The organism is Exiguobacterium sp. s16, assembly GCF_018618115.1.
Taxonomy (GTDB): Bacteria; Bacillota; Bacilli; order Exiguobacteriales; family Exiguobacteriaceae; genus Exiguobacterium; species Exiguobacterium mexicanum_A.
The window spans coordinates 476,561-500,504 of sequence record NZ_JACSLM010000001.1 but is presented as its reverse complement, the minus strand read 5'-3'; the positions used below and the strand labels follow the sequence as shown (position 1 = coordinate 500,504).

General features: G+C 53.2%; 30 protein-coding genes. All 30 read right to left on the bottom strand.

The window, feature by feature from the left end; genetic code table 11:
• Nucleotide 1: 1 nt before the first annotated feature.
• The 30 genes from KNP86_RS02615 to codY all read right to left on the bottom strand — a co-directional run bounded on the left by KNP86_RS02615 (nucleotide 2) and on the right by codY (nucleotide 23,909).
• Nucleotides 2-487 carry a chemotaxis protein CheD gene (locus KNP86_RS02615; protein ID WP_034777237.1) on the bottom strand — a complete coding sequence of 162 codons (486 nt, stop codon included), beginning with the start codon at nucleotides 485-487 and terminating at the stop codon, nucleotides 2-4.
• Nucleotides 480-1,079, bottom strand: coding sequence for a chemotaxis protein CheC (locus KNP86_RS02610; protein WP_138859595.1), 600 nt, complete (start codon nucleotides 1,077-1,079; stop codon nucleotides 480-482). Before KNP86_RS02610 ends, KNP86_RS02615 begins: the two co-directional genes overlap by 8 nt.
• Nucleotides 1,069-1,500: a chemotaxis protein CheW gene (locus KNP86_RS02605; protein WP_034777232.1), complete on the bottom strand. Its 432-nt coding sequence runs from the start codon at nucleotides 1,498-1,500 to the stop codon at nucleotides 1,069-1,071. Before KNP86_RS02605 ends, KNP86_RS02610 begins: the two co-directional genes overlap by 11 nt.
• Before the next feature lie 12 nt (nucleotides 1,501-1,512).
• Complete coding sequence (locus KNP86_RS02600) at nucleotides 1,513-3,486, bottom strand: chemotaxis protein CheA (RefSeq protein ID WP_214752726.1); 1,974 nt, start codon at nucleotides 3,484-3,486, stop codon at nucleotides 1,513-1,515.
• Nucleotides 3,487-3,505: 19 nt separating this feature from the next.
• Nucleotides 3,506-4,345, bottom strand: a complete 840-nt coding sequence (locus tag KNP86_RS02595) for a MinD/ParA family protein (RefSeq protein ID WP_034777227.1) — start codon at nucleotides 4,343-4,345, stop codon at nucleotides 3,506-3,508.
• Nucleotides 4,324-5,403: a flagellar biosynthesis protein FlhF gene (locus tag KNP86_RS02590; RefSeq protein ID WP_034777225.1), complete on the bottom strand. Its 1,080-nt coding sequence runs from the start codon at nucleotides 5,401-5,403 to the stop codon at nucleotides 4,324-4,326. Before KNP86_RS02590 ends, KNP86_RS02595 begins: the two co-directional genes overlap by 22 nt.
• Nucleotides 5,404-7,377 carry a flagellar biosynthesis protein FlhA gene (flhA, locus tag KNP86_RS02585; RefSeq protein ID WP_251126271.1) on the bottom strand — a complete coding sequence of 658 codons (1,974 nt, stop codon included), beginning with the start codon at nucleotides 7,375-7,377 and terminating at the stop codon, nucleotides 5,404-5,406.
• A 58-nt stretch (nucleotides 7,378-7,435) separates the two neighbouring features.
• A complete protein-coding gene (flhB, locus tag KNP86_RS02580) occupies nucleotides 7,436-8,527 on the bottom strand; it encodes a flagellar biosynthesis protein FlhB (RefSeq protein WP_034777221.1) in 1,092 nt (363 codons plus the stop codon).
• The gene (gene fliR / locus KNP86_RS02575) at nucleotides 8,524-9,294 is read right to left on the bottom strand and encodes a flagellar biosynthetic protein FliR (protein ID WP_214752725.1); all 771 of its coding nucleotides are present in this window, start codon (nucleotides 9,292-9,294) and stop codon (nucleotides 8,524-8,526) included. Before fliR ends, flhB begins: the two co-directional genes overlap by 4 nt.
• Entirely contained in the window at nucleotides 9,291-9,563 is a 273-nt protein-coding gene (gene fliQ, locus KNP86_RS02570; protein WP_034777219.1) for a flagellar biosynthesis protein FliQ, read from the bottom strand. The genes fliR and fliQ overlap by 4 nt, the downstream gene beginning before the upstream one ends.
• Before the next feature lie 11 nt (nucleotides 9,564-9,574).
• Nucleotides 9,575-10,240: a flagellar type III secretion system pore protein FliP gene (fliP, locus tag KNP86_RS02565; RefSeq protein WP_034777218.1), complete on the bottom strand. Its 666-nt coding sequence runs from the start codon at nucleotides 10,238-10,240 to the stop codon at nucleotides 9,575-9,577.
• A complete protein-coding gene (locus KNP86_RS02560; protein ID WP_214752723.1) occupies nucleotides 10,237-10,731 on the bottom strand; it encodes a flagellar biosynthetic protein FliO in 495 nt (164 codons plus the stop codon). The genes fliP and KNP86_RS02560 overlap by 4 nt, the downstream gene beginning before the upstream one ends.
• On the bottom strand, nucleotides 10,728-11,093 hold the full coding sequence (locus KNP86_RS02555) for a response regulator (RefSeq protein WP_021067131.1): 366 nt from the start codon (nucleotides 11,091-11,093) through the stop codon (nucleotides 10,728-10,730). The genes KNP86_RS02560 and KNP86_RS02555 overlap by 4 nt, the downstream gene beginning before the upstream one ends.
• A 12-nt stretch (nucleotides 11,094-11,105) precedes the next feature.
• On the bottom strand, nucleotides 11,106-12,212 hold the full coding sequence (gene fliY, locus KNP86_RS02550; RefSeq protein WP_214752722.1) for a flagellar motor switch phosphatase FliY: 1,107 nt from the start codon (nucleotides 12,210-12,212) through the stop codon (nucleotides 11,106-11,108).
• Nucleotides 12,209-13,198, bottom strand: a complete 990-nt coding sequence (gene fliM, locus KNP86_RS02545) for a flagellar motor switch protein FliM (RefSeq protein WP_034777213.1) — start codon at nucleotides 13,196-13,198, stop codon at nucleotides 12,209-12,211. Before fliM ends, fliY begins: the two co-directional genes overlap by 4 nt.
• Nucleotides 13,199-13,207: 9 nt before the next feature.
• Entirely contained in the window at nucleotides 13,208-13,657 is a 450-nt protein-coding gene (locus KNP86_RS02540; RefSeq protein WP_034777211.1) for a flagellar basal body-associated FliL family protein, read from the bottom strand.
• Nucleotides 13,650-13,868 (bottom strand): flagellar FlbD family protein, encoded by a 219-nt coding sequence (locus tag KNP86_RS02535; protein WP_034777209.1) that lies wholly within the window; start codon nucleotides 13,866-13,868, stop codon nucleotides 13,650-13,652. Before KNP86_RS02535 ends, KNP86_RS02540 begins: the two co-directional genes overlap by 8 nt.
• The gene (flgG, locus tag KNP86_RS02530) at nucleotides 13,868-14,659 is read right to left on the bottom strand and encodes a flagellar basal body rod protein FlgG (RefSeq protein ID WP_138859600.1); all 792 of its coding nucleotides are present in this window, start codon (nucleotides 14,657-14,659) and stop codon (nucleotides 13,868-13,870) included. The genes KNP86_RS02535 and flgG overlap by 1 nt, the downstream gene beginning before the upstream one ends.
• An 11-nt stretch (nucleotides 14,660-14,670) precedes the next feature.
• Nucleotides 14,671-15,102 (bottom strand): flagellar hook capping FlgD N-terminal domain-containing protein, encoded by a 432-nt coding sequence (locus tag KNP86_RS02525; RefSeq protein ID WP_034777205.1) that lies wholly within the window; start codon nucleotides 15,100-15,102, stop codon nucleotides 14,671-14,673.
• Complete coding sequence (locus KNP86_RS02520) at nucleotides 15,074-16,126, bottom strand: flagellar hook-length control protein FliK (RefSeq protein WP_251130399.1); 1,053 nt, start codon at nucleotides 16,124-16,126, stop codon at nucleotides 15,074-15,076. Before KNP86_RS02520 ends, KNP86_RS02525 begins: the two co-directional genes overlap by 29 nt.
• A gap of 20 nt (nucleotides 16,127-16,146) precedes the next feature.
• A complete protein-coding gene (locus KNP86_RS02515) occupies nucleotides 16,147-16,707 on the bottom strand; it encodes a MotE family protein (RefSeq protein WP_138859603.1) in 561 nt (186 codons plus the stop codon).
• A gap of 4 nt (nucleotides 16,708-16,711) precedes the next feature.
• On the bottom strand, nucleotides 16,712-17,146 hold the full coding sequence (locus KNP86_RS02510) for a flagellar FliJ family protein (protein WP_034777199.1): 435 nt from the start codon (nucleotides 17,144-17,146) through the stop codon (nucleotides 16,712-16,714).
• Nucleotides 17,143-18,462, bottom strand: a complete 1,320-nt coding sequence (fliI, locus tag KNP86_RS02505) for a flagellar protein export ATPase FliI (protein ID WP_214752718.1) — start codon at nucleotides 18,460-18,462, stop codon at nucleotides 17,143-17,145. The genes KNP86_RS02510 and fliI overlap by 4 nt, the downstream gene beginning before the upstream one ends.
• A complete protein-coding gene (locus KNP86_RS02500) occupies nucleotides 18,449-19,171 on the bottom strand; it encodes a FliH/SctL family protein (RefSeq protein ID WP_214752717.1) in 723 nt (240 codons plus the stop codon). Before KNP86_RS02500 ends, fliI begins: the two co-directional genes overlap by 14 nt.
• Nucleotides 19,155-20,162, bottom strand: a complete 1,008-nt coding sequence (fliG, locus tag KNP86_RS02495) for a flagellar motor switch protein FliG (protein ID WP_034777193.1) — start codon at nucleotides 20,160-20,162, stop codon at nucleotides 19,155-19,157. Before fliG ends, KNP86_RS02500 begins: the two co-directional genes overlap by 17 nt.
• Nucleotides 20,163-20,167: 5 nt before the next feature.
• Nucleotides 20,168-21,736 (bottom strand): flagellar basal-body MS-ring/collar protein FliF, encoded by a 1,569-nt coding sequence (gene fliF / locus KNP86_RS02490; protein ID WP_214752715.1) that lies wholly within the window; start codon nucleotides 21,734-21,736, stop codon nucleotides 20,168-20,170.
• Nucleotides 21,737-21,757: 21 nt separating this feature from the next.
• On the bottom strand, nucleotides 21,758-22,042 hold the full coding sequence (gene fliE / locus KNP86_RS02485; protein WP_034777189.1) for a flagellar hook-basal body complex protein FliE: 285 nt from the start codon (nucleotides 22,040-22,042) through the stop codon (nucleotides 21,758-21,760).
• 13 nt (nucleotides 22,043-22,055) lie between these two features.
• Nucleotides 22,056-22,484 (bottom strand): flagellar basal body rod protein FlgC, encoded by a 429-nt coding sequence (gene flgC, locus KNP86_RS02480; protein WP_034777187.1) that lies wholly within the window; start codon nucleotides 22,482-22,484, stop codon nucleotides 22,056-22,058.
• A 2-nt stretch (nucleotides 22,485-22,486) separates the two neighbouring features.
• Nucleotides 22,487-22,855 (bottom strand): flagellar basal body rod protein FlgB, encoded by a 369-nt coding sequence (flgB, locus tag KNP86_RS02475; RefSeq protein WP_034777185.1) that lies wholly within the window; start codon nucleotides 22,853-22,855, stop codon nucleotides 22,487-22,489.
• A gap of 274 nt (nucleotides 22,856-23,129) precedes the next feature.
• Complete coding sequence (codY, locus tag KNP86_RS02470; protein ID WP_016508279.1) at nucleotides 23,130-23,909, bottom strand: GTP-sensing pleiotropic transcriptional regulator CodY; 780 nt, start codon at nucleotides 23,907-23,909, stop codon at nucleotides 23,130-23,132.
• Between the last annotated feature and the right edge of the window lie 35 nt (nucleotides 23,910-23,944).

Here is a 23,944-nt window from a genome sequence, read left to right as displayed (position 1 = left end):
CCTAGATTTCCTTAGTTCCTACGCTGACCGTTCGAATCGATAGGACGCAAGTCGCCACATCAAATTCGATCGTCCGTCCGTTATGCCCGCCACAGTCTTCTGCGATGAGCGGGATACGGTGCGCTTTCAGTGCGTTGCGCACGGCTTCGGCGTTTCGTTCACCGATCCGCATCGCCTCGTTCTCATACTTGAATTGAAACATTTGGGCGCCGCCGGCCATCTTCGCTTGCAGCCGACCCGCTCCGGCCCGTTTCAACGAAGCGACGAGCGCATCGATGGCCGTATCCGCATATTTTCCTACTTCAACCGTTTGGTGTTTCCGGGCAATCGCCGAATCCGGCAACATGACATGGGCCATCGCCGCGATTTGGAGCCGGACGTCATACAAGATGACGCCGACGCACGAACCGAGTCCTGCCGTTCGCAATTTGTTCGGCGCGGTCGTCTGCTTCCATTCCGCGATGCCGATTTTGATGACTTCAGCCATGGCCAATCAACCGCTGTTGTATCCGTTCGAGCGAGCCATGCGTCGGTAGGAACAACACATGCCCAGCACTTACTTTCTCATCGATGCGGAACGTCGTATCGATGTAGAGTGCCGCATCTTCCTCAGGTTGGACCGACGTGACGACGAATTCGACGATCGAACCCGCCATGTCGACCGCTGTCGCCGGGACTTGGATGGAGATTGGAGTATCGAGCCAATCCCCGAGTGCCCGGGCGTAAGCCCCGCTCATGATGTTTCCGATTTCTTCCCATGCCGACTGGCCGAGCTCATCCGCCGTTTGGAACGAGAACGTGCTTCCGATGAGGGAAGCGACCATTGTTTCGGCATCATCGACCGGAAACAAGATGAGAATCATGCCACTAATGTCACCACCGAGCTCCAACAAGACGGACGCCACGTGACGTTCCGGCCCGCCGACGCGTTCCGGCAAATACGTGATCGGTTCCATCTCCGCCGAGGAGACGGTGATCGTGACCGGCTTGCCCAAGAGCGTCGACAATGCCGTCGCGGCATGACCAGAACCGATATTGCCGAGTTCTTTCAATAAATCTTGCTCGAACTCACTCAGCATGCTGTTCCTCGAATAATGCGTTGGCATCGAGGAGCGAGAACAATTTGTCCTCGCCCTTGGCGATCGCCGTCAAGTGAGCCGACAACATGTCTCGGCTCGATTCCGGAATCGGCTCGATGCGAACGTCTTCACTTTCCACGACCTCGTTGGCCCGGTCGACGATAAAGCCGGCATCGCCTTGATTGAGTGAAGCGATCAAAATCCGTGTTTCTTCGGTCGGTTCGACTGCCTCGTAACCGAGACGGAGCCGAAGGTCGATGACCGGTGTGACGACCCCGCGCAGATTGATGACACCTTTGACGTGAGCCGGTGCGTTCGGGACGCGTGTGACCGGTTGTACCCGTTCAATCGAGCGAACTGACTGGACATCGATTCCGTATGTGTTCGATCCCAATGAAAAGACTACCCATTTTTGTTCCATCCTTCTTCCTCCTTAGAACAGATCGTTGCTGTCGACAATCAAGGCGACACGCCCGTCTCCGAGTATCGTCGCACCAGAGATGGCCGGAATGCCCTCGAGATAAGTTCCGAGCGGCTTCATGACGATCTCTTGTTGGCCAATCAAGTCATTGACGACCACACCGACGAGCTTGTTTCCTTTGCGGACGACGACGACCGGGAATTGCGTCTTCGTTTCCGTTTCGATTGCGAACATTTCTTTCAAGTAAACGAGCGGGACGAGCTGACCTCTGAAGTCGAAGACGCGTTCGCGATGGGCCGTCAATATGTCGGCCTCGTCGAGGAGCGTCGTCTCGAGAATCGATGACAGCGGAACGGCGTACGTCTCATCACCGACTTGTACGAGCATCGCCGAGATGATCGAGAGCGTGAGTGGCAAGCTGACTTGGAATTTCGTCCCTTGTCCGACGACCGTCTCGAGCGTGACGACCCCGCCGAGCGATTCAATTTTGTTTTTGACGACGTCTAGTCCGACGCCGCGACCTGAAAGATCGGTGACGACGTCTGCCGTCGAGAATCCAGGTGCGAAGATGAGCATGGCTACTTCATTGTCCGTCATCGCCGTCGCTTCTTCCGACGTGATGACGCCTCGTTCGAGTGCTTTTGAGCGGACTTTATCGACATTGATCCCTGCCCCGTCATCCTCGATTTCAATGAAGACACGGTTACCGCCATGGTAAGCGCGAAGCGCGAGTCGACCTTGCTCCGGCTTCCCGGCTTCGAGGCGGACTTCCGGCAACTCGATGCCGTGGTCGATGGCGTTACGAATCAAATGGACGAGCGGGTCACCGATCTCATCGATGACTGTCCGATCGAGCTCGGTCTCAGCACCGGTGATCTCGAGTTGGACTTTTTTATGGATATCTTTCGCGACCGAACGCACCATGCGCGGGAAGCGATTGAACACTTGCTCGATCGGCATCATGCGGAGCGTCAAGACGAGCGATTGAAGTTCGTTCGTACCGCGTTTGATTTTCTCGACCGTTTCGTTCAGTTCAGGTTGACCGACTTCGTCGGCGAGCCGCTCAAGACGACCGCGATCGATGATGAATTCTTCGAACAAGTTCATCAGACGATCGATCCGCTCTAAGTTGACACGAATCGTCTTCGCTTGTGCGACGGCCTGTTCTTTCGGTTCGTCCGTCTCCATCGCTTTCGGTTTCACTTCGGCCACGGCGACGCTCTCGGCACTGACGGCGACTTCCGGCGCACCGGCTGCCGCACTCGTGTAAGGTGTCACTTGGACGTGCTCGACTTCCGACACTTGGGACACGGCATGCTCAATCACGTCCGCTGACTCCTGAGATACGAACAAGACGTCAAATGAGAGATCGAACTGTTCTTGCTCGATCGCCTCGGTCTCAGGAACCGTCCGCACGACTTCGCCGAGTTCTTGGAGGCGATCGAACACCATGTAGGCGCGCGCCGCTTTCAACACGACGGCATCCGATAGCTTCACATGAAGTTGGAACGCTTCGAAGCCGGTCTCTTTCGCTTGCGTGATGACCGAATCGGTATATAGGTCGGCCGTGAAGACCGTCTCATCGACCACCTCGACTGCTTTCGGAGTGCTACCGATAAATGACTGGAACGCGGACACTGTCGCCGTCACATCGATGTTTGCGCCTCTGCCTCCCGTCTCGATATCAGCGATCATCTCTTCGATTTGTTCCATTGCCGAGAACATCGTATCGAGCAACAACTGGTTGCTCTCTTTCTTTCCGGCTCGAACCAAATCGAGCGCGCTCTCCATCTCATGCGTCAAGTTGGCGACACTCTCGTATCCCATCGTCGCCGACATCCCTTTGAGCGTGTGTGCCGAGCGGAAAATCTCTTGAATCGCTTCCTGACTGCCCGTCTGTTCTAGTTTCAACAGCTGGGTGTTAACCGATTGGATATGTTCTTGAGATTCGTCTAAAAACAATCCTAAGTATTCGTTCACGTCCATCTATAATGCCTCCCTGTCGTTAGACTCGGTTCCACTGACGTTTCAAGTTCCCCATCAAGCGTTCCATAAAATGACGCGGCTTCGGTGGCGTCCCGGTCAATGTTGTTAAAATCCGTTCAAGCCGCCAACTGATGTCACTCTTCCGGTCCAGATGGTAAAACGGGACTTGGGCGATGACCGCTCGTCTGACCGTGGCGTCATCTGGTAAATACCCGAGGAATCGAATCGATTTCTTTAAAAACTGCTCACATGCAACTTCCATTCGTTCAAAACATTGCAGCGCTTCTTCACCCGATTGGGCCCGATTGACGATCACACCGAGCGGTAAGTCCGGACTTTGACGATGAACGAGCTTCGTATAGGCATATCCATCCATGAGCGAGGTCGGTTCAGGCGTCAAGATAAGGAACATCTCATCGCATCCCTCGATGAACTGGAGCGACGTGTCGGTCGCACCGGCCCCCATGTCGAATAACACATAATCGTATTCGGTCAGCACTTCGAGTTCACGCATAAAAAATTGCATATCTGCATGTGAGAATTGGACTAGTTCGTCGAGCCCACTTCCCCCATGTAATATATCGACACCATGCACGTCTTTCTGAACCGAGGCGGCGAGCGGAATTCGCGCTTTTACCGAATCCATCATCGTTCGTGACCGCGACGCGTTCAATAAGATGTGCACGTTTGCCATCCCGATGTCGAGGTCGACGATCAAAACACGTTTCCCGAGCTCGACGAGACCGATGGCCGTATTGACGCAGACGTTCGTTTTACCGACCCCGCCTTTCCCGCTCGCAAAAGCGATTGTCGTCGGTGCGGTCTCCGTTTTCGCCCTCAGACGTCTTGCTTGGTCCATTGGGTCCACCCTTCTTTCTCAAGTAAACGATCCGTCAATCGGTCCGGCTCTCCGGCGACAAGGTCGTCCGGCACTTCTTGTCCATCCGTCAGCCAAGCGACCGGCAGTCCGCTCTCGCGAACCATCCGATACATCGCGTGAATGTCACTCGTCTCATCGGCTTTCGTGAAGATGAGCGACTGGAGCGGCAACGGTTCGAATTGGCGATAGATCATGTCCATATCCCGCATCTTCGACGTCAAGCTGAGGACGAGCGACAAGCTCGTTTCCGAGAAATCGTGATGTCGCTCGAACTGTTCGACGTACGCCTCGTCGCGGAAGTTGCGACCGGCCGTATCAATCAAGATGATGTCTTTCCGTGCGAACAGTTGTTTCGCTCGTTTGAAGTCATTGAAGTCGTAGGCGACCTCGACCGGGATGTCTAAAATCTCGGCGTACGTTTTCAATTGTTCGATTGCCGCAATCCGGTACGTGTCCGTCGTGATGAGACCGACCGAGAGCCCATGCTCGAGTTTGTAGTGAGCGGCAAGTTTGGCGAGCGTCGTCGTCTTGCCAACCCCGGTCGGACCAACGAGCATCATATACCGTTTCGGTTCAGGGACAGCCAAGAAGGAACTCCGGATTTGATCACGCACGTAGCGTTCGACGACTTCCACCGATTTTGTCGTGTAATACAGCTCGTTGATCGCTTCGTCCCACGTCTCACCACGGAACGACTCGGAGGCGAGCAGTGATTCGACATGCGCCAGCGCTGCGGGCAACCGTCTCGACGTCGACACGGTCGCCGCCTGACTTGATTCGTTCGTTTGTTGCGGTGGACGCGTCGGAGCCTTCACGGGCTTCGATGGTGCGACGGGTTTCGTCGCGGCACGCGGTTTGACAGCGAGCGGTGCTTTCTCGAGCGCGGCGATGACCTCGACGTGTTGCGATGCGAACAGGCCGAGCCAGCCTTTCTTCACTTGACGGGAGTTCAAAATCACGGCGTCGTCACCAAACTCCTGTTTGACTTTCGCCATCGCTTCCGCCATCGTCTTGCCGGTATATTTTTTGATTTGCATTTAAATCACCCCAATACTTTTCACTTCAATCGAGCTGAGCAGCTCGTTGTAGGCGAGAACCGGCACGTCCGGATAATATCGTTCGAGCAGTTGTCTCACGAACAAACGGATCGTCGGCGAGCATAAAATGACGGCCGAAGCCCCGTAGCGTTCGAACATCGACAGTTGCTCACCCGAGCGTTCGATAATCTCGCGCGCCTGTTCCGGGTCGAGCGCCAAATAGTTCCCGAACTCGGTTTTTTGAACGGCGTCTTGAATAAGCTGTTCGGTCTGGCCACCGAGTGTGACGACGTAGAGCGGTCCGTCCGGCGGGCTGACTTGGTCCGTCAATTGACGGGACAGGCCTTGACGGCAATATTCGCCGAGGATATCGGCATCTTTCGTCACTTTTCCATAGTCGGCCATCGTCTCGAACAAGAGCGGTAAATTGCGAATCGAGACGTGTTCTTTCAATAGATGACGGAGCACTTTTTGAATGTCGCCAATCGATAGGACGGATGGTGTCACGTCTTCGACGAGCACCGGGTGCGTCTCTTTCAAGTGTTCGACGAGTTGTTTCGTCTCTTCACGGCCGAGAAGGTCTGCCGAATGTTTCTTGAGCGTCTCCGTCAAATGCGTCGCGACGACCGATGGCGGATCGACGACGGTGTACCCGCTCATTTCAGCGCGAGTCCGCGTCTCTTCGTCAATCCAGAGAGCCGGGAGGCCGAACGCCGGTTCCGTCGTTTCGATGCCGTATACTTCCGGGTCTTCGATGCCAGGGCTCATCGCCAAGTAATGATCGAGCAACAGCTCCCCTTCAGCGACGACGTTGCCTTTCACTTTGATGCGGTACGCATTCGGAGACAGTTGCAAATGATCTCGAATTCGGACCGTCGGCAAGATGAAGCCGAGTTCGAGCGCGAGCTGACGACGAATCATGACGACCCGGTCAAGCAGGTCGCCGCCCTGCGACTCATCGGCGAGCGGGATGAGTCCGTAACCGAACTCGAACTCGATGGCATCGATTTGTAACAGCGACACGACGGTCTCGGTCGGTGCCATTGGTTCTTCTTCCGGTAGCGGTGTATCGATGACTCGTTTCATGTTGCGGCGCATCGCATACGCCCCATAGAAAGCGACACCGGCGATGATGACCGTCACCGGGAGCAGACTCGGTGAGATAAACCCGAGCATGATCACAATCGAGCCGGCGATATAGAGGAGCGTCGGATTTTGACCGAGCTGGTCGACGACGTCTTCTCCTAAATTCCCATCCGACACGGCACGGGTGACGATGATGCCGGTCGCCGTCGAGATGAGGAGCGCCGGGATTTGACCGACAAGCCCGTCCCCGATTGTCATGAGTGAGAACGTCTGGAACGCTTCACCGACCGGGAGGCCCATTTGGACGGTCCCGATGATGATTCCAAAAATCAAGTTGATGACGACGATAATGATCCCGGCGATGGCGTCCCCTTTGACGAACTTCGAGGCCCCGTCCATCGATCCGTAAAAGTCGGCTTCACTTTGAATTTTTTTCCGACGGATTTGAGCGTCCTTGTCGTCAATCAATCCTGAGTTCAAGTCGGCATCAATCGCCATCTGTTTACCAGGCATGGCGTCGAGCGTGAAGCGAGCCGATACTTCCGACACGCGTTCCGCCCCTTTCGTGATGACGACGAACTGGATGATGACGAGGATGAGGAAGACGACGAACCCGACGAGCACGTTTCCTCCGACGACGAAGTTCCCGAACGTCGCAATAACTTCTCCCCCGTACCCGGTCGAAAGAATCGACCGCGTCGTCGACACGTTCAATCCGAGCCGGAACAGCGTCACGATCAACAAGAGCGAAGGAAAGACTGAGAAGTCGAGCGCTTCGCGGGCGTTCATCGCGACGAGCAAAATCAGCAAGGCGATCAGTATATTAACAATGATTAAAAAATCTAATATGAACCCCGGTAACGGGATGACGAGCATGACGACGATCATAAGAACGCCGATCAATACCGCGAAATCTTTCGCTTTTACAGCCAACACATACTCCTCCTCAAGACGGTTGTTTCAATTGATAGACGAACGCGAGCACTTCAGCGATCGCCTGATAAAACGACTCGTCAACGACTTCCCCGATATCCATTTGGGCGTAAAGTGCGCGGGCCAACGGTTTATTTTCCACAATCGGGATGTCATGTTCTTTGGCCACGTCGCGGATGTTGAAGGCGACTTGGTCGACGCCTTTGGCGACGACGAGCGGCGCAAAGTCTTTCGTGTCGTCATAGCGAATGACGACGGCATAATGGGTCGGGTTCGTGATGACGACGTCCGCGTTCGGAATCTCTTGCATCATGCGGCGCATCGCCATCTCCCGTTGTTGTTGTTTGATTTTAGACTTGATGAGCGGGTCACCTTCACTGTTTTTATACTCGTCCTTCACATCTTGTTTCGACATGCGAATCGATTTTTCAAAATCGAATCGTTGATAGAAAAAGTCGAGCAACGCGAGTGCGAGCAAGGCGACGCTCACCCATAGTCCAAGTTCGATCGTGATGCTCGCGAGCGCGATAACCGATTCACGGACATGTTCGACAGCCATCCGGGACAGCTCTTTTTGGTTTTGCCAGAGCACGGCAACAGCAGTCGTCAGGATAATCAATAATTTGAATAAGGACTTTAAAAATTCGACGACCGCTTTCATACTGATAATCCGCTTGACCCCTTTGATCGGGTCGATGCGTTCGAGTTTCGGTTGGATCGCCTCTGCCGAGAACAACGTCCCGATTTGAAGATAGTTGATCAAAATCCCGAACACGACCGCGACGACGAAGAACGGTCCCACAATCAAACCGACACGAAGCAACAAGTCGGTAAGCATCCCGGACAATCCATTCGATAAGTCGAACAACAAGTAACTCGTACCGAGCAAATCTTTCGTCAACCCGAACAGTTGCTTGCCGAGATACGGACCTAAAAACGATAACATGAGAAACATCGCGAACAAGGCGAACGCGCCGGTCAAATCGGCCGACTTGGCGACTTGTCCTTTCTTGCGCGAGTCCTCCCGCTTACGCGGGGTCGCTTTTTCGGTTTTTTCTCCTGCAAAAAATTGAAGATCGACCGATAAGGTATATAGAGGCTTCATGAGGCGTCTCCTAGCAATTTCATAAAATCACGCAACACTTCTTGTAAAATCGGGATGAACTGGCTGATGCCGTTCAAGGTCAACCCCATCATGACGACCATGACCGAGAAACCTGCAATCAGTTTGAATGAGAATCCGATCGCAAAAATATTGAACTGCGGGGCCGATTTCGCCAAGAACCCAAGCGCCATGTCGACAAGCAAGAGCGATGCCATGAGCGGAAAGGCGAGCTGTAAAGCGACCATCATCGTCATCGTGACGACCTTCACGGCCATCATGAGCGACGCTTCACTAAAGTTGATGATCGGCTGGCCCGGTGGATATATTTGAAAGCTATAATAGATGCCATCGATCAGCAGTAAATGTAAATTGCTCGACAGCATGATAAACAATGTGAAGATGTAATAAAAACGTCCGATCAATGGCGACTGGCCTCCGAACATCGGGTCATAGGCCGATGCCATCGCGAGTCCGAGCTGCAAATCGATGACCCCTCCCGCAATCTGGGGCGCAAAGAACAAAATATTGATCAATATGCCGAGCACCAAGCCGATCAGCACTTCGTATAACACTTGCAAGATATAGGCTTGCCCGAGCTCGAGCGGCTCCGTCACCGTGAACATCGCATAGTAGGCTAAAAAAGCACTGAAGGCGACGCGATGCATGACAGGTAGCTGTCGGGATGAAAACAACGGGACGCTCACGAAGAAACCGGACAGACGTGCGAACGTCAAACCGTATAGACTGATAAAATCGACCGCGTTCATTTCGAGGCGACCTCGACCATCAGTTCAAAAATCAATCGGGTGAACCCTTCGATCTGTTGCAGCATCCAAGGCCCAAAGATGACGAGCCCGATAAACACCGAGACGATTTTTGGGACGAACGATAACGTCTGCTCTTGAATCTGTGTCGTCGCCTGTAAAATCGAAATGACGAGACCGACGACGAGTGAAATCAACAAGAGCGGCATCGAGATTTTTAATAACGTCCACACACTCTCCGTCGCCAAATAGATGACCATTTCCTGCGTCATATTCGTTCCTCCTACATACTTCTAAGCAAGGACTCCACAATCAAGTGCCATCCATCCACCAACACAAACAATAACAGTTTGAACGGCAAGGCGATCATGACCGGTGGAAGCATCATCATCCCCATCGACATGAGGACACTCGCCACAACCATATCGATAATTAAGAACGGCAAGAAGATCATGAATCCGATTTGAAATGCCGTTTTCAGTTCACTAATCGCATAGGCCGGGACCATCGCGAGGAGTGGGACGTCTTCGACCGACTCAGGTTGCTCATAGTTCCCATATTTAATGAATAATTGCAAATCTTCTTGGCGCGTGTATTGGGCCATAAACCGTTTCATCGTATTCCCCGCTTCTTCGAACGCCTCGTCTTGACTGATTCGGTCGTCCATGTATGGCGAGAGTGCCTTGTCATTCAACTCCGATAGCACCGGTGACATGACGAACAACGTGATGAACAGGGCGAGCCCGATAATCAGTTGGTTCGGCGGTGTTTGCTGCGTACCGAGCGCCGGACGGATAAAGGAAAGTACGACGACGACGCGCGTGAAACAAGTCATCAAGATTAAGAAAGATGGCGCGAGCGTGAGCAGTGTCAACACGACTAACAATTTGATCGAAGTTGATGTGCTGTCTGGCGTCTCTAAGTTGATCAGTTGTTCAATCGTCGTCATCGTTTCTTCCTCACTTCTTCAATCTGGGCCAATTGCTGTTTAAACGTGTCGAGAAAAGCCGATGTGTTCGAGGTGTTCAAGGCTGGCGCGTCGTGGACCGCTTCATCCATCGCTTCGGCATCGACCCGATCAAGCAGTTGAATCGAGTCACCGACTCCGAGCACGTAAACTTGTTCGCCGAGCTTGACGAGTTGCACCGATCGGTCTTTGCCGAGCGGTACCCCACCGAGATGTGTCAAATGCTGTGCCGTTTTGACGCCTTGCGTGCGTGCGTTCAACCAACGCACGAGGACGAGAAAACCGCCGATGACAACGACCATGCTCAAGATGAGCTTGATCGCTGTCCCGACCGATGAGACGGCCGATTTCACCGGCTGGTCTTCAGCGTCTGGCTGTTGTTGCTCGAACTGTTGATCGACGGTGGCGGCCTCGACCGTGGCCGGGACGCTTAGCCCGACCACGAGAAGGATAATCAACCACCACTTGTTCATTGTGCGACCGTTTTCGAAACCGCTTCGACGACCCGTTCCGCATTGAACGGCTTGACGATGAAGTCTTTCGCCCCAGCTTGAATTGCGTCGATAACCATCGCTTGTTGTCCCATCGCAGAACACATGATTACTTTCGCGTTTGAATCAAAGCCACGAATTTCTTTCAAAGCGGCCAAACCGTCCATCTCTGGCATCGTGATGTCGAGCGTGACGAGGTCCGGCATGAGTTCACGATATTTTGCGACCGCATCCACACCGTTCTCCGCTTCCCCTACGACTTCAAATCCATTCTTTGTCAAGATATCCTTAATCATCATGCGCATGAACGCCGCATCATCTACCACCAAAATTTTTGCACTCATTGTTCTTCCTCCTTAAACGATGCCAATCCGCTCGTGCGGTTGGATAATTTCTGTTACACGGACCCCGAAGTTCTCTTCGATGACGACGACTTCGCCGCGGGCAATCCGTTGTTGGTTCACATAAATATCGACCGGCTCACCGGCAAGTTTATCGAGTTCGATGATCGAGCCTTGCGACAACTCAAGCACTTCGCGGACCGAACGTTTCGTCCGCCCGAGCTCGACCGTCACGCTGAGCGGCACGTCATACAGCAGACCGAGGTTCGCTGGAATCGAATCGTTCGTCGCAGGCGCATGCAGCGGCATGAATTCCGCTTGACTGACAGCGACTTCCGGCGCCGACTTCACTTCCTGACGTACAGGTTGTTGGGGAGCCGGTGCGGCCGGTTCTTTTGGCGCTTCTTGCTTCGGGGCGGCCGCAGCAGGTACGACCGGCTGAGGGGATGTGGCCGTCATCAATTCATTGACGAGCTGTTTCCCGAATTGAATCGGTGCGATTTGAACGATTTTTGAGTCGATCAACGTACCGACCTTCAAATTGAACTCGATCAACACCATCGTCTCCCAAAGTTCGAGACGATCAATGATCGTTTGGGTCTTCGTCGCATCGAACACTTCGACGAGCGGCGGTGAAATGTCAATTTTTTTTGAGAACACCGTCGATAAAGATGTCGCCGCTGCCCCCATCATTTGGTTCATCGCTTCTTGCACGGCCGAGAGTCGAATTTCGTCCAACCCTTCCGGATCGACATCGATCCCGTTCCCGCCGAGCATCAAATCCGAGATGATAGCCGCATCCTCACGTGTCAACACGAGGACGTTTTCGCCTTTCAAACCTTCTGTGTAACCGACGCGAAGCGCCACGTGCGGTGTTGGATAACGCTCACGGAGCGCATCGATTGTGACTTCACTGACGATTGGGGTCGTGATTTCTACTTTTTGTTGCAGTAACGTCGATAGTGCCGTCGCCGAGTTACCGAACGAGATATTCCCGATTTCTCCTAAGGCGTCGCTCTCCATCGAGTCAAGATGCTCTTCGGGCTTCGCCTCTGGTTTTGACGAGTCGCTCGTCCCTCGTAATAACGCGTCTATCTCATCTTGTGACAACATCTCACTCATTGCTCTTCCTCCTTCACCCGGTGGAGCACTTGGACGGCCATCCGCTTCCCGCTCACACCGACTTGCCCTTTGAACACTTTATTTTCCCCTACCATGATGGATAATGGGTCTTTCACCAATTGGTCGAGCGTCAAACAATCCCCGACCTCTAAATGTAACAAGTCACCGAACGTGATCGTCGTCTCTCCGAGCAGAGAAACGACCTCAACCGTCGAGTTCATCAATTGGGCTTTGAGCGGTTCCTTGCTGTTGCCGCTCGCATTGCGGCGGTTGGCCTCCTGCATCCAGTAATGGCTCGACAGTTTGGATAACACCGGCTCGATCGTCACGAACGGCAAGCAGACGTTGATCGTGCCGCTCACCTCGCCGATGGTGACACCGATCGAGATAAGGACGACCGTCTCGTTTGGCGAGACGAGTTGAAGAAACTGCGGATTGACCTCGACCGCGGTCATCTCTGACTTAATCTCGGCAATCGACTCCCACGCCTCCCCGTATCCGGCAAACGCTCGTTTATATAACTGGGTCAAGATGCGCATCTCGATTTCTGTGAAGCTCTCGACTTTTTCGATTTCGACCCCCGGACCACCAAGCAGACGGTCGAGCATCGCATATGAGATGTTCGGGTTGACCTCGATGATGAAGCGGCCGTTGAGCGGCGGAGCCTCAATCAAGTTGATCATCGTCATACTTGGGATGGAATGAATGAATTCATCGTACGGGAGCTGCTCGACCGAATTGACCGTGAACTGCACGTACGTCCGGAGCTGAGCCGAAAAGAACGTCGTCAACATGCGCGTGAAATGTTCATGGATTCGGGTCAGACTTCGGATTTGGTCTTTCGAGAAGCGGACCGCCCGTTTAAAGTCATATTGCCGAACCTTCCGCTCTTCTTCTTGATTTAAAAAGGAGTCGGCTTCGACGTCGCCACTGCTTAACGCCGATAGCAAGGCATCAATTTCTTGTTGAGATAAGACTTCTCCCATGATGCCACCTCACTGTATGATTTTCTTCGTCATATAGACTCGTTGGACCTCACCTGACTCCAACAGTCCGTTTAATTGTTTACGGAGCGACTGCTCAAATTTCTGCATGTCTTCCTTCGTCGTCAACTGGGCTTTCGTCATGCCGGCCAAATCACCAAGGATGACGTTATGCACTTGAAACTTGCGAAGTTCGAGATCTTCTTTCGTTTCAGCGGCATCGGTCACGATCGTGAACTGGACGTTGATGAAACGCTCATCTTGAATGTTCGTTGTCATGTCGTCTGTCGTGAAGCTACGTTCGGCCAACTCTTCGGCGGTGACCGGTTTCGTTTTCGCCGTCACGTTGTCTCCGAACAAATATTTATAAGTCATGAATCCGGCCCCGCCCATGACGAGCAGGACGACTAGCAAGATGAGCACCATCTTCATGGCGCCACCTTTTTGTTTTTCTTCACTCATCTTCTTCACCTCGTATGCCTGTCGTTCCAATCAGACCGATCGAGGCATAAAATGCCGTCGTCCGGTCGATGATTTGTTGTTTCGTCTCGCTGACGATATACGTTTTTCCGTTATACAAGTGAATGATCGTATCCGGTTCGGCCTTGACCGTCTCGATGAACAAGGCGTTCAATACGAGTTCTTCACCCCGGAGTGTCGTGACGCGAATCATCAGCGTTTCAAGTTGACGAGTTCTTGGAGGATCTCGTCCGATGTTGTGATGATACGAGTGTTCGCTTGGAAACCACGTTGAGCGACAATCATTTCTGTGAACTCTTCCGACAAGTCGACGTTCGACATCTCGAGCGCGCCCGAGACGAGTTCTCCACGTCCATCTTGTCCAGGGATGCCGATGTTCGGTTCACCTGAGTTTTGCGATTGAATGAAGTTGTTTGCTCCGACTTTCGAGAGTCCGGCATTGTTGGCGAACGTGACAACTTGGATTTGACCGACGACCGTCGATTCCCCGGCATTGTTCACATAGCTGACTTGTCCGTCTTTACCAATCGAGAGTGACTTCGCACCGGCTGGGATGTTGAGGCGGTCACCCGTCGTACTGAGGACGTAGGCTCCATCTCCATTGACGAGGTCGCCCGTGTTATCTGTATAGAAGTTACCGGCCCGTGTGTATTGCGTTTGACCGTTCACATCCAAGGCGAAGAATCCTTCTCCTGAGATCCCGACGTCAAGTGCTCGCCCTGAGTTTTGCATGGCTCCTTGGTTATAGACGTTGTCGACGGTCGCCATCGTGCCCCCGAGACCGACTTCTTTCGGGTTGACCCCGCCGCTGACTCCGTTCGCCGCGGTCGCACTACCGACTTGCTGACTGACGAGGTCCTTGAACGTGACCCGACCTTTTTTATAGCCGAACGTGTTGACGTTGGCGATGTTGTTCCCGACGACGTCAAGCTTGGATTGGAAGTTCTTTAAACCACTGATTCCTGAGTACATTGCTCTTAACATGATGAATCCTCCTATGCTTGTTTGATGGAAGTGATGTTATACACGTTGATGGACGTCCCGTCCTCAAGGTCGGCGACATAGCCGGCTTCGGTCTTCGAAATCGAGAGGACACGACCCGAGCCTTCAATCGTCTCGGTTTCCGTCTCCGTCATATAGTCGACCGTTTGACCGATCATATTGCTGAACTCCGAAATCGAAGCCATTTGCCGATCGACAAGGGCCGAATCGAGTTGTTTCGAAATCGTCTGCATCTGTTCGAGAGAAGAGAACTGGGCCATCTGGGAGATGAACTCACGGTCTTCCATCGGTGACATCGGGTCTTGGTTGGCGAGTTGCGCGAGCAACAGCTTCAAGAACATGCTTTGATCATATTGGTTCGTTGCTTTCGGCATCGATTGATCCGGTAACGTATAGTCACTCGTCTTCGGCTGGATGGTCGTCATCTTCTGGTTCTCCTTTCGGTTGTTCCTGCTGCTCCGGTTCCGGTTGGTCGAACTCGTTGAATCCGGATCCTTTCGTCTCGAGCGCCTGTTGGGTCAAGTTGATCTCGACACGGACGTTTTGCGTCAACGGTTGAAGCGTCTGTTGCAACTGTTGGACCTGTGACTGAAGCAACTGCTTCGCTTCTTGGTTGCTCGCAAACAGTTTGACGACGAGTTCCCCATTTTGACGTTCGAGTTTGACGACGAGCTCGCCTAACTGTTCAGGATAGAGGCGGACCGTGAACACTTTGGATCCGTCGGCTCCGCTCTTGAACGGTGCACGTTGCAAAGCGGCTTCGATTCGGGCCTGCAAATTCTCCGGCAGTGAACCTTTTGAGGCATACATCACCATTTCCGAATCAATTTGCGGTTTCGACCAGGTCATCCCTTTTGGCATCCATTCGGTCTCTTTTACCGAGGGTTGCAATTGCGCAACTTGTGTTTCGGTTTGAGTAAGTCCGGGTATAGATTTAGGGGTCTGTCCGAGCGTCCCTTTAAACTGCGCAACGACTTGTTGGATGATGCGCACGTTCTCTTCCACTTGATCGGTCGGCACGGGTGTAACGAGTGCTTCCGTTTCCTTTTTCGTCAGTGTGAACGAGATTGTCGGTGCCGTCATTTGTCCAGCGAGGAGTGCGGGCGTCACGGCCGATGTCGTCTCAAGAGCTGCCGCTGACTGATCCGGGGCGACTTGATTTAAAATTCCAATATAAGCATCCATAAATTTTCGGTAAGCATCTGCTGGCAGTGATTTCAACCATTGCAGGCTGTCGGGCTGTTGAAGCCATTGCTCCAATCGGTTCGATACATTCTCGAGCGGAAGCGATTCCTCGTCTTCCGTGGCGACCGCCACCTCTGGAGATGGCGTCGATGTCCCGAGCATCGCCGAGAGTAACTCCAAAAACTGTCCGGTCGGGGTCGCAGCCGCTTCCCCGCCTTTTTGGGTCGTCCCTTGTAGCGATTGGGCGAGTAAGGCGATATTCATCATCACGTCCTCCTTTCCTGTCATTGGAGCAACTGGGTCACGACGGCGGCCTGTTGGGCATCCATCCGTCCTAAAATGTCGGCTTGTTGCTTCGGTGACAATTCTTTCAATAAGTTGGCCACTTGCGGGCTCTCGAGTTCATTCATGATGGCCGCGGCTTGTTTCGCGGACATCTCTTCATAGACGCGAGAGACGTCCGATGTTTCTTCTTCCGCCGCACTTGCCGTCGCCAGTTCGGCGACGAGCCGGTCACGCTCTTTAATCAACTTCGATACTTCCTCTTGGCGCGCCTTCACTTCGTTCGTCAACTCGACATTGTCCGCCCGAAGCTTCTCAATCTCGGCGTTCGCCACTTTCAAACGATTCGCGGTATCCGCGTCGATCCCGGTCACGTTCACGTCCGTCTTCACTTTTTCTTCCGGCTCTTGTTTCGCACCGATCTCTAGAAACGGGACCGATAACAACGGACGGTCCATCGCATAGTTCATGACGACGATCCCTCCAACGAGTAGAAAGATGGCCGGGACGAGAACGAGCGCGACCAGTAGCTGTCTTCCCCGCTTCGAGTTGTCTTTTTCCATCGGTTTACTTCCCTTTCCCGTGATGAATCACTGCCAGCTCATCGATGAAATGTTGCTCGATGAGCTTCGTCGCAGCCACTTCATGTTGACTGACTTTTTCATGCAACGTTACATATTTCTTTTCCTCAACGACTTTTCCGAGCAGGCGCTCCTGTGACAGATGGTACCGATTGCGCGCCTGCTGGACGACGAGCTGTTGCGTCTCGATTTGACGTTTCAGCCGTTCGCGTGTCTGCTCACGATATTGCGACATGAGCAGGTCGATGACGCCATCCTGTTCATCTTGACTCTTCATGAGCGACTCGTACGTCAACACGAGCCGATAGAGCGCCTCCATCTCCGTCTCGAACCGTGCTTTCTGTTGTCTCATCTCCGTCGCGGACTCTTCTTTCTCATGTTCCGCGATCGGCATGATGCGTTCTAACAATAGTCTGTTCATGGTTCACCTCGCACGATCTTGGCCAAACGTTCGAGCGATTGCTCGAGCGGGGCCTCTTCTTCGATGGATTGCTTTAAAAAAGTCAATAACTCTGGGTATTGCTCGATCGCCGTATCGATTGCCGGGTTCGTCCCTTTTTTATAGGCCCCGATATTGATCAAGTCCTCGGCGTCCAAGTACGTCGCCAACCAGCCGCGGAACGTTTGGGCGGCCTCACGGTGCATCGGCCCCGCAATTTGGTTCATGACACGGCTAATCGACTTTAAGACGTGGATCGCCGGGAACTGGCCACGGTTCGCGAGCGAACGGTCCATGACGAAGTGTCCGTCCAGTATGCCTCGCACCGCGTCTGCGATTGGTTCATTCATATCATCCCCGTCGACAAGGACGGTGTAAAAAGCGGTGATCGAGCCCGTCACAGCGGTACCGCTTCGTTCCAACAGTTGCGGCAACATCGCGAACACGGATGGGGTATACCCTTTTGACGTCGGAGGTTCACCGGTCGCAAGACCGATTTCCCGTTGCGCCATGGCAAAGCGGGTCACCGAGTCCATCATGAGGACGACTTCCTTGCCTTGGTCCCGGAAGTATTCAGCGATGGCTGTCGCCGTATAAGCCCCTTTCAATCGAACGAGAGGCGGTTGGTCGCTCGTCGCCACGATGACGACCGAGCGGGCCATCCCTTCTGGTCCGAGCTCTTTCTCGATGAACTCTTTCACTTCACGGCCACGTTCACCGATTAAAGCGATGACGTTTATGTCGGCCGATGAGCGTTTGGCGATCATCCCGAGCAGAGTCGACTTCCCGACTCCTGAACCCGCGAACAACCCGACCCGTTGCCCTTTACCGACTGTTAACAGACCGTCGATGACGCGGACGCCGGTCGACAAGACATCTAAAATCCGCGGTCGCTCGAGCGGGTTCGGTGGCTTCCGAAGGACATCGTAGCGTTTTCCCGGTGTGACTGCTTCACCGGACAAGGGACGGCCGAGACCATCGAGCACTTGTCCGATCAGTTCGTCACCGACCGGGACTTGGAGCATCCGACCCGTCCCTTTGACCATACAGCCCGGAGCGATCTGGGTCGTCTCCCCGTAAGGCATGAGGAGCACGCGGGCCTCATTGAATCCCACGACTTCCGCCTCGACATGTTGGCCGGACGGGAGTTCGATCAGACAGCGCTCTCCGATAAAAGCGCTCGGCCCCGTCGATTCAATCATCAATCCGACGACTCGGCAGACCCGGCCGACTTTCCGGACGTATTCGTCCTCGGCGGATGCCGTGATCGACTGAAGGACGTGGTCAATAAGCACCATCGGCCAAAACCTCCTCGATTTTGGATTGGATGCGTTCAAAGCTGTAAGTCAAATCGAGTTCGTCACCGTGGTGCGGTGTCTCGATCCGGACGCTCGTCTCACTCAAACCGGCATCCGCCCGATATTTCAAAGGCGGACCGTCTGGTGTCGCCCACTCCGAATCGAAACGTTGAATCGAAGCGAGACGGGTCGGATGGACGTACACCGTCAACGACTCGGCATCGAGCTGACGGAGCAACTGTTCTCGAATCCGGTCGGCGAACAGCGCCTCATCTTTCCGGACAAGCTCTGTTGTGACGCGGGCGCTGACCTCGAGGGCGAGGGCGACGAGTTGTCGCTCCGCGTCCCGCCACTTCGTATCGAACAGTTGTTCAAGTTCGACGGCGACGGTGTTCAGCCGCGTCGTCAACTCGTCGTACTCCGCCTTGCCTTCCCGTCTACCGTGGTCAAATCCTGCGTCAAACCCTTCTTGTCGGGCTGACGTCAACACTTCCTCTCTCAGCACCGCGAGTTCCTGTTCCATCGAGGCACGGCGACTCTGAAGCGCTTCTTCGTCTAAACGGAGTTGTTCACGCTTTTGTTCCAACTGCTCATTTTCTTGGTCGTCATGCTCCACCGATACCGGCTCAAGAAACGGTTTCGAGTCGATCCGTTGCGGTTCGAGCGGTGTCGCGTAATAGCGTTTAATCACGTTAGACAACGATGTCATCTCCTCCGCCGCGGCTGATCACGATCTCTCCGACGTCTTCTAAGCGACGGATGATGCCGACGATACGGCTTTGCGCTTCTTCGACGTCACGCAACCGGACAGGCCCCATGAATTCCATGTCTTCTTTGAACGTTTCGACCATTCGCTGTGACATGTTTTTGAAGATGATCTGTTTGACTTCTTCGGACGACACTTTGAGGGCAAGCAGTAGGTCGTCGTTTGCCACTTCGCGGATGATTCGTTGAATCGCACGTGAATCGAGGGTGACGATATCTTCGAAGACGAACATCCGTTTTTTGATTTCCTCGGCCAGTTCCGGGTCTTCAATTTCAAGCGCATCGAGGATGGTGCGCTCGGTTGTACGATCGACCCCGTTGAGCACTTCGACGACCGCTTCGATGCCGCCAGACTGGGCGTAGTCTTGCATATCGGTCTGGGACAAGTTTTTCTCGAGAATCTGTTCAATCTCGTGAATGACGTCCGGATTGAGTCGATCCATCGTCGCGATCCGCTTGGCGACTTCCGATTGAATCTCAGGCGGGAGTTCCGATAGGATTTGTCCCGACTTGACCGGTTCGAGATGCGCCAAGATCAAGGCGATCGTCTGCGGATGCTCGTTCTGGATAAAGTTGAGCAACTGCTTCGGGTCGGCCTTACGGGCAAACTCGAACGGTCGAACTTGGAGCGTCGATGTGAGCCTATGGATGAGGGCCATCGCTTTCTCTTCTCCGACCGCTTTCTCGAGCACCGTTTTCGCAAACCCGATCCCGCCTTGCGTGATATAACTTTGTGCCATGGCGAGTTCGTGGAACTCGCCCATGATCGCTTCTTTTTGTTCGGACGATACTTTCTTCAAGGCCGAGATTTGTAACGTCAACTGTTCCATCTCTTCTTCCGACAGATGTTTGTAGACGTTCGCAGCCACCTCAGGTCCAAGCGAGATCATGAGCATGGCCGCTTTTTCCCGGTTCGCTTGTTTTGCGTAATTCACAGTACTCACTCCTCAGACATCCAAGTACGGAGAAGTTTGGCGAACTCTTCAGGATTGCTCTCTGCCAATTTCTCCAACTGTTTCTTCTTGACGGCCCCTTCGCCTCGTTCTTCAAGGTCGAGGTCCGGTACTTCGTCTTCATATGGGACTTCCCATTCGTTCGACTCGGCAATCGGTTCACGTTTGCGTTTACGCATCGCGAAGAACAAGAGCGCGAGCAAGACGACGGCCCCTGCTGCTGCCGCATACATCCACCACTGGGTAGGTTGTTCGACCGCAGCCGCTTCTTCCGTCTCAGCGAACGGACGCGATACGACGACGACTTTCTGTTCAAGTTCCGCCTCTGTGAGCGCCTCGCCGGTCTTGGCGAGTGACGTCCGGATAATCGAGTACATCATCGTCTCGAGGTCACCTTCGAGTTGTGGGTCAATCGTCGTCGCCCCGTTCGGCGGTTCGACGATCAATTGAACACCGAGATCACGGATCGAGTACGGTGCGTTTTGAATCTGTTTCGTGATGCGGTTGACTTCATAATTGATGATTTCATGATTCTTTTCGCTCTCTTCTTCCCCGGTGCCGGTGGCGGCCGGGAAATTGACCGTGTCATTCTCGGCCGTGCCCGCCGCGGTCGCCGCGCCGGTACCGCCGGTGTACGCTTCGGCGATTCGTTCGGCCGATGTGACGATCCCTTCCATGCTGTCCTCGTTGACAGGTGTCACGAGGTTCTGCTCTTCTGCCGCTTGCGTCGTGTCGATATCGGCCGTAACCGAGACGAGGACGCTCCGCTCTCCTAAGAGGACGGAAAGCATCTGTTGAATCTGTTGACGGACATCTTTCTCAACTTGACGCTTCAAGACGAGCGGATCGGTGGATGATCCTCCTGCCGTCGTCGTTTGGTCCAAATCGTAATACGTAAAATATTGGTCCATGACCGAGATGTTTTCTGGTTTCAAGTTCGGTACGCTCTTACTAATCAAATGGTAGAGCCCTTTGACCGTCGCCGGTTCAAGATTCGTACCTGCTCCTAAATTTAAGACAATCGACGCCGTCGGCTCGCCCTGGTCTTCCGCCAAGAAGACCGATTTCTCAGGAATCGAGATGATGACTTTCGCTTGGTTGATCCCTTCGATCTGTGTGATCAACCGTTCGAGCTCGGTCTGCATCGCACTCCGTTCGATGACGGCCATCTCGCGGTCGGTCGTTCCGAAACCGGCATTTTCACTGAAGAAACTGTAGTCGATTGCGCCTGACTTCGGGATGCCCGCTGCCGCGAGGCTGACTTTCAATTGATCGACCTGTTCGCTCGGTACGTATACACTCACGCCGTTCGATGTCGCTTTAATTTCGGCTTTCACACCGTCAGCCGTCAGCTTCTCCGTCACCTCGCCCGCTTCTTGGGCGGACAGGTTCGTATAAAGCGGAGCCATGTTCGGGCGCGACAGCCAGACGGTCAAGACCACCGCGACGAGAAGTACGCCGGCGATGACGAGGCCCCAAAAGATTTTACGGTTCGTCTTCATCACTTGAAGGGAACCGGTCAGTGAACCGAATCGTTCTTTTAACTTTTCATTCATCGCAACTCGTCATCCTCTACATTAAACTTGCATTCGCATCATTTCTTGATAGGCCTCGACCGCTTTGTTTCGCACCTCAATGGCGAGTTGCATCGCAATCGACGACTCTTCACTTTGAATCATGACTTGATGTAAATCTGCTTTGCCGACAGCAAGGTCGGCCCGGGCTGAACTCGTCGCTTGTTGGACATCGTTCAACGAGCGCATCGCCTCGTTCAAATACGTACCGAACTGAGACGGTGTCTCTTTTACCGTCGGCGTGACGGTCGGTTGTGTACCGATCAACTGTATCGGGTTAATTTGCATCGTTTGTCACTCCTTATCCTTTACCGATTTCCATCGCTTTGACGAGCATCGCTTTCGTGGCGTTCATTGCTGCGATGTTTGCCTCGTATGACCGGGTGGCCCCCATCAAATCGACCATTTCTTTCAACAAGTCGACGTTCGGCATTTGAACGTAGCCGCGGTCATCCGAATCTGGATGGCTCGGGTCATAGACGAGCTTGTACGGGCTTTCATCTTCCACGATTTGTGATACTTCGACGCCGCCGCTGACGGCGGACAACTGTTGTCGAAACGGTGCTTCCTGCAAGACGGTCATTTTCCGCGTATACGGTTGCCACTCTCCGTCGACGAGTTTGCCTCGTGTCGTCTGGGCGTTCGCGATGTTTGCGGATACCGTGTCCATCCGAAGCCGCTGTGACGTCAATGCCGTCGCCGAGATATGAAAACTATCAAACATCCCCATCGTTAACGTCCTCCTCTAATGACGGTCTTGAGTCCGCCGAGCCGGCGGTTCAATTGTTCCATCATCGCTTCGTATTGAAGTTGGTTCCGGGCCAACTCGCTCATTTCATAGTCGAGGTCGACGTTGTTCCCGTCACTTCGCATCGCTCCTCCGGCCCGGTCCGTGATCGTCGTTGCCGCTCGCTCGCTCGGACGTCCACCCGCCAATTTGAGACGCATCTCGTTGTTCAACGTCTGTTCGAACACGGCTTGTTTCGCCCGGAAGTTCGGGGTATCGATATTTGACAGGTTATGGCTGATGACCTTCTGATTTACGACCGAATGATTGATCGCTTGCTTCATTAATTGATAGTCGGTGCCGATCCAATTCATGCGTTTCACTCACTTTCACCAAAAGAATGCATGTATATACCTTATTTGGAAAATCTACTATTACATTGAAACAAATCTGTAACAGTGTTGAAAGATATTTTTGTTAAAACAGGTAAATGCTATCTTCTGTTTTTGTCGAATTTACGACGAATTCTGAAAATAATTACTTTTGCACTAAAAAAAGTCGCCCCCGACGTATCGGAAGCGACTTTGTAAGTCGAAAGTCCTAATTCAATAGACTTTCCTATAATTCATATACTGAATTGTCTATATTTCAATTCGATTTCAACTTTTGTAATTCGAACAAGAAGTTGTCATTTAGTATCTTAATATACGTTCCTTTCATACCAAGCGAACGTGATTCGATGACGCCTGCGCTTTCCAATTTGCGGAGCGCATTGACGATGACCGAACGTGTGATTCCCACTCTATCGGCAATTTTGGAAGCAACTAACAGCCCTTCGTTTCCACCGAGCTCCTCGAAGATATGTTCGATTGCTTCGAGCTCTGAATAAGAGAGCGAGTTGATCGCCATTTGAACGACCGCCTTCTTACGGGCCGACGCCTCGGCTTCAGCCGCTTTCTCACGCAGGATTTCCATTCCGACGACCGTCGCGCTATATTCTGCCAAGACGAGGTCGTCTTCCGTGAACTCATTGTTGAGACGACCGAGTACGAGTGTCCCGAGACGTTCGCCGCCTCCGATGATTGGGACGATCGTCGTCATCGAGTCGAGGAACAGTTCACGGTTCTCAACCGGGAAGGCTGTATATTCACTGTCGATGCCGATGTTTTCTGTCGTCTCTTTCACGTTGAACAAGTTCGAGGCATAAGGCTCCGGGAATTGGCGGTCGACTAAAAACGCCTTCATCCGTTCGTTCTCGATCTGTTGTTTGATCGCGAAACCGAGCAAGCGGCCGCGACGGCTCACGATGAACGTATTCGCTTCGAGTACTTCGCGCATTTTGTCCGCCATTTCTTTAAAATCAACGTGTGCGCTTGCCTCTTGTTGAAGCATCGTGTTCAATTGGCGTGTTTTGTCTAGTAAGTTCATAATTCTTATTTTCCTCCCTGTATGTGCATACAGAA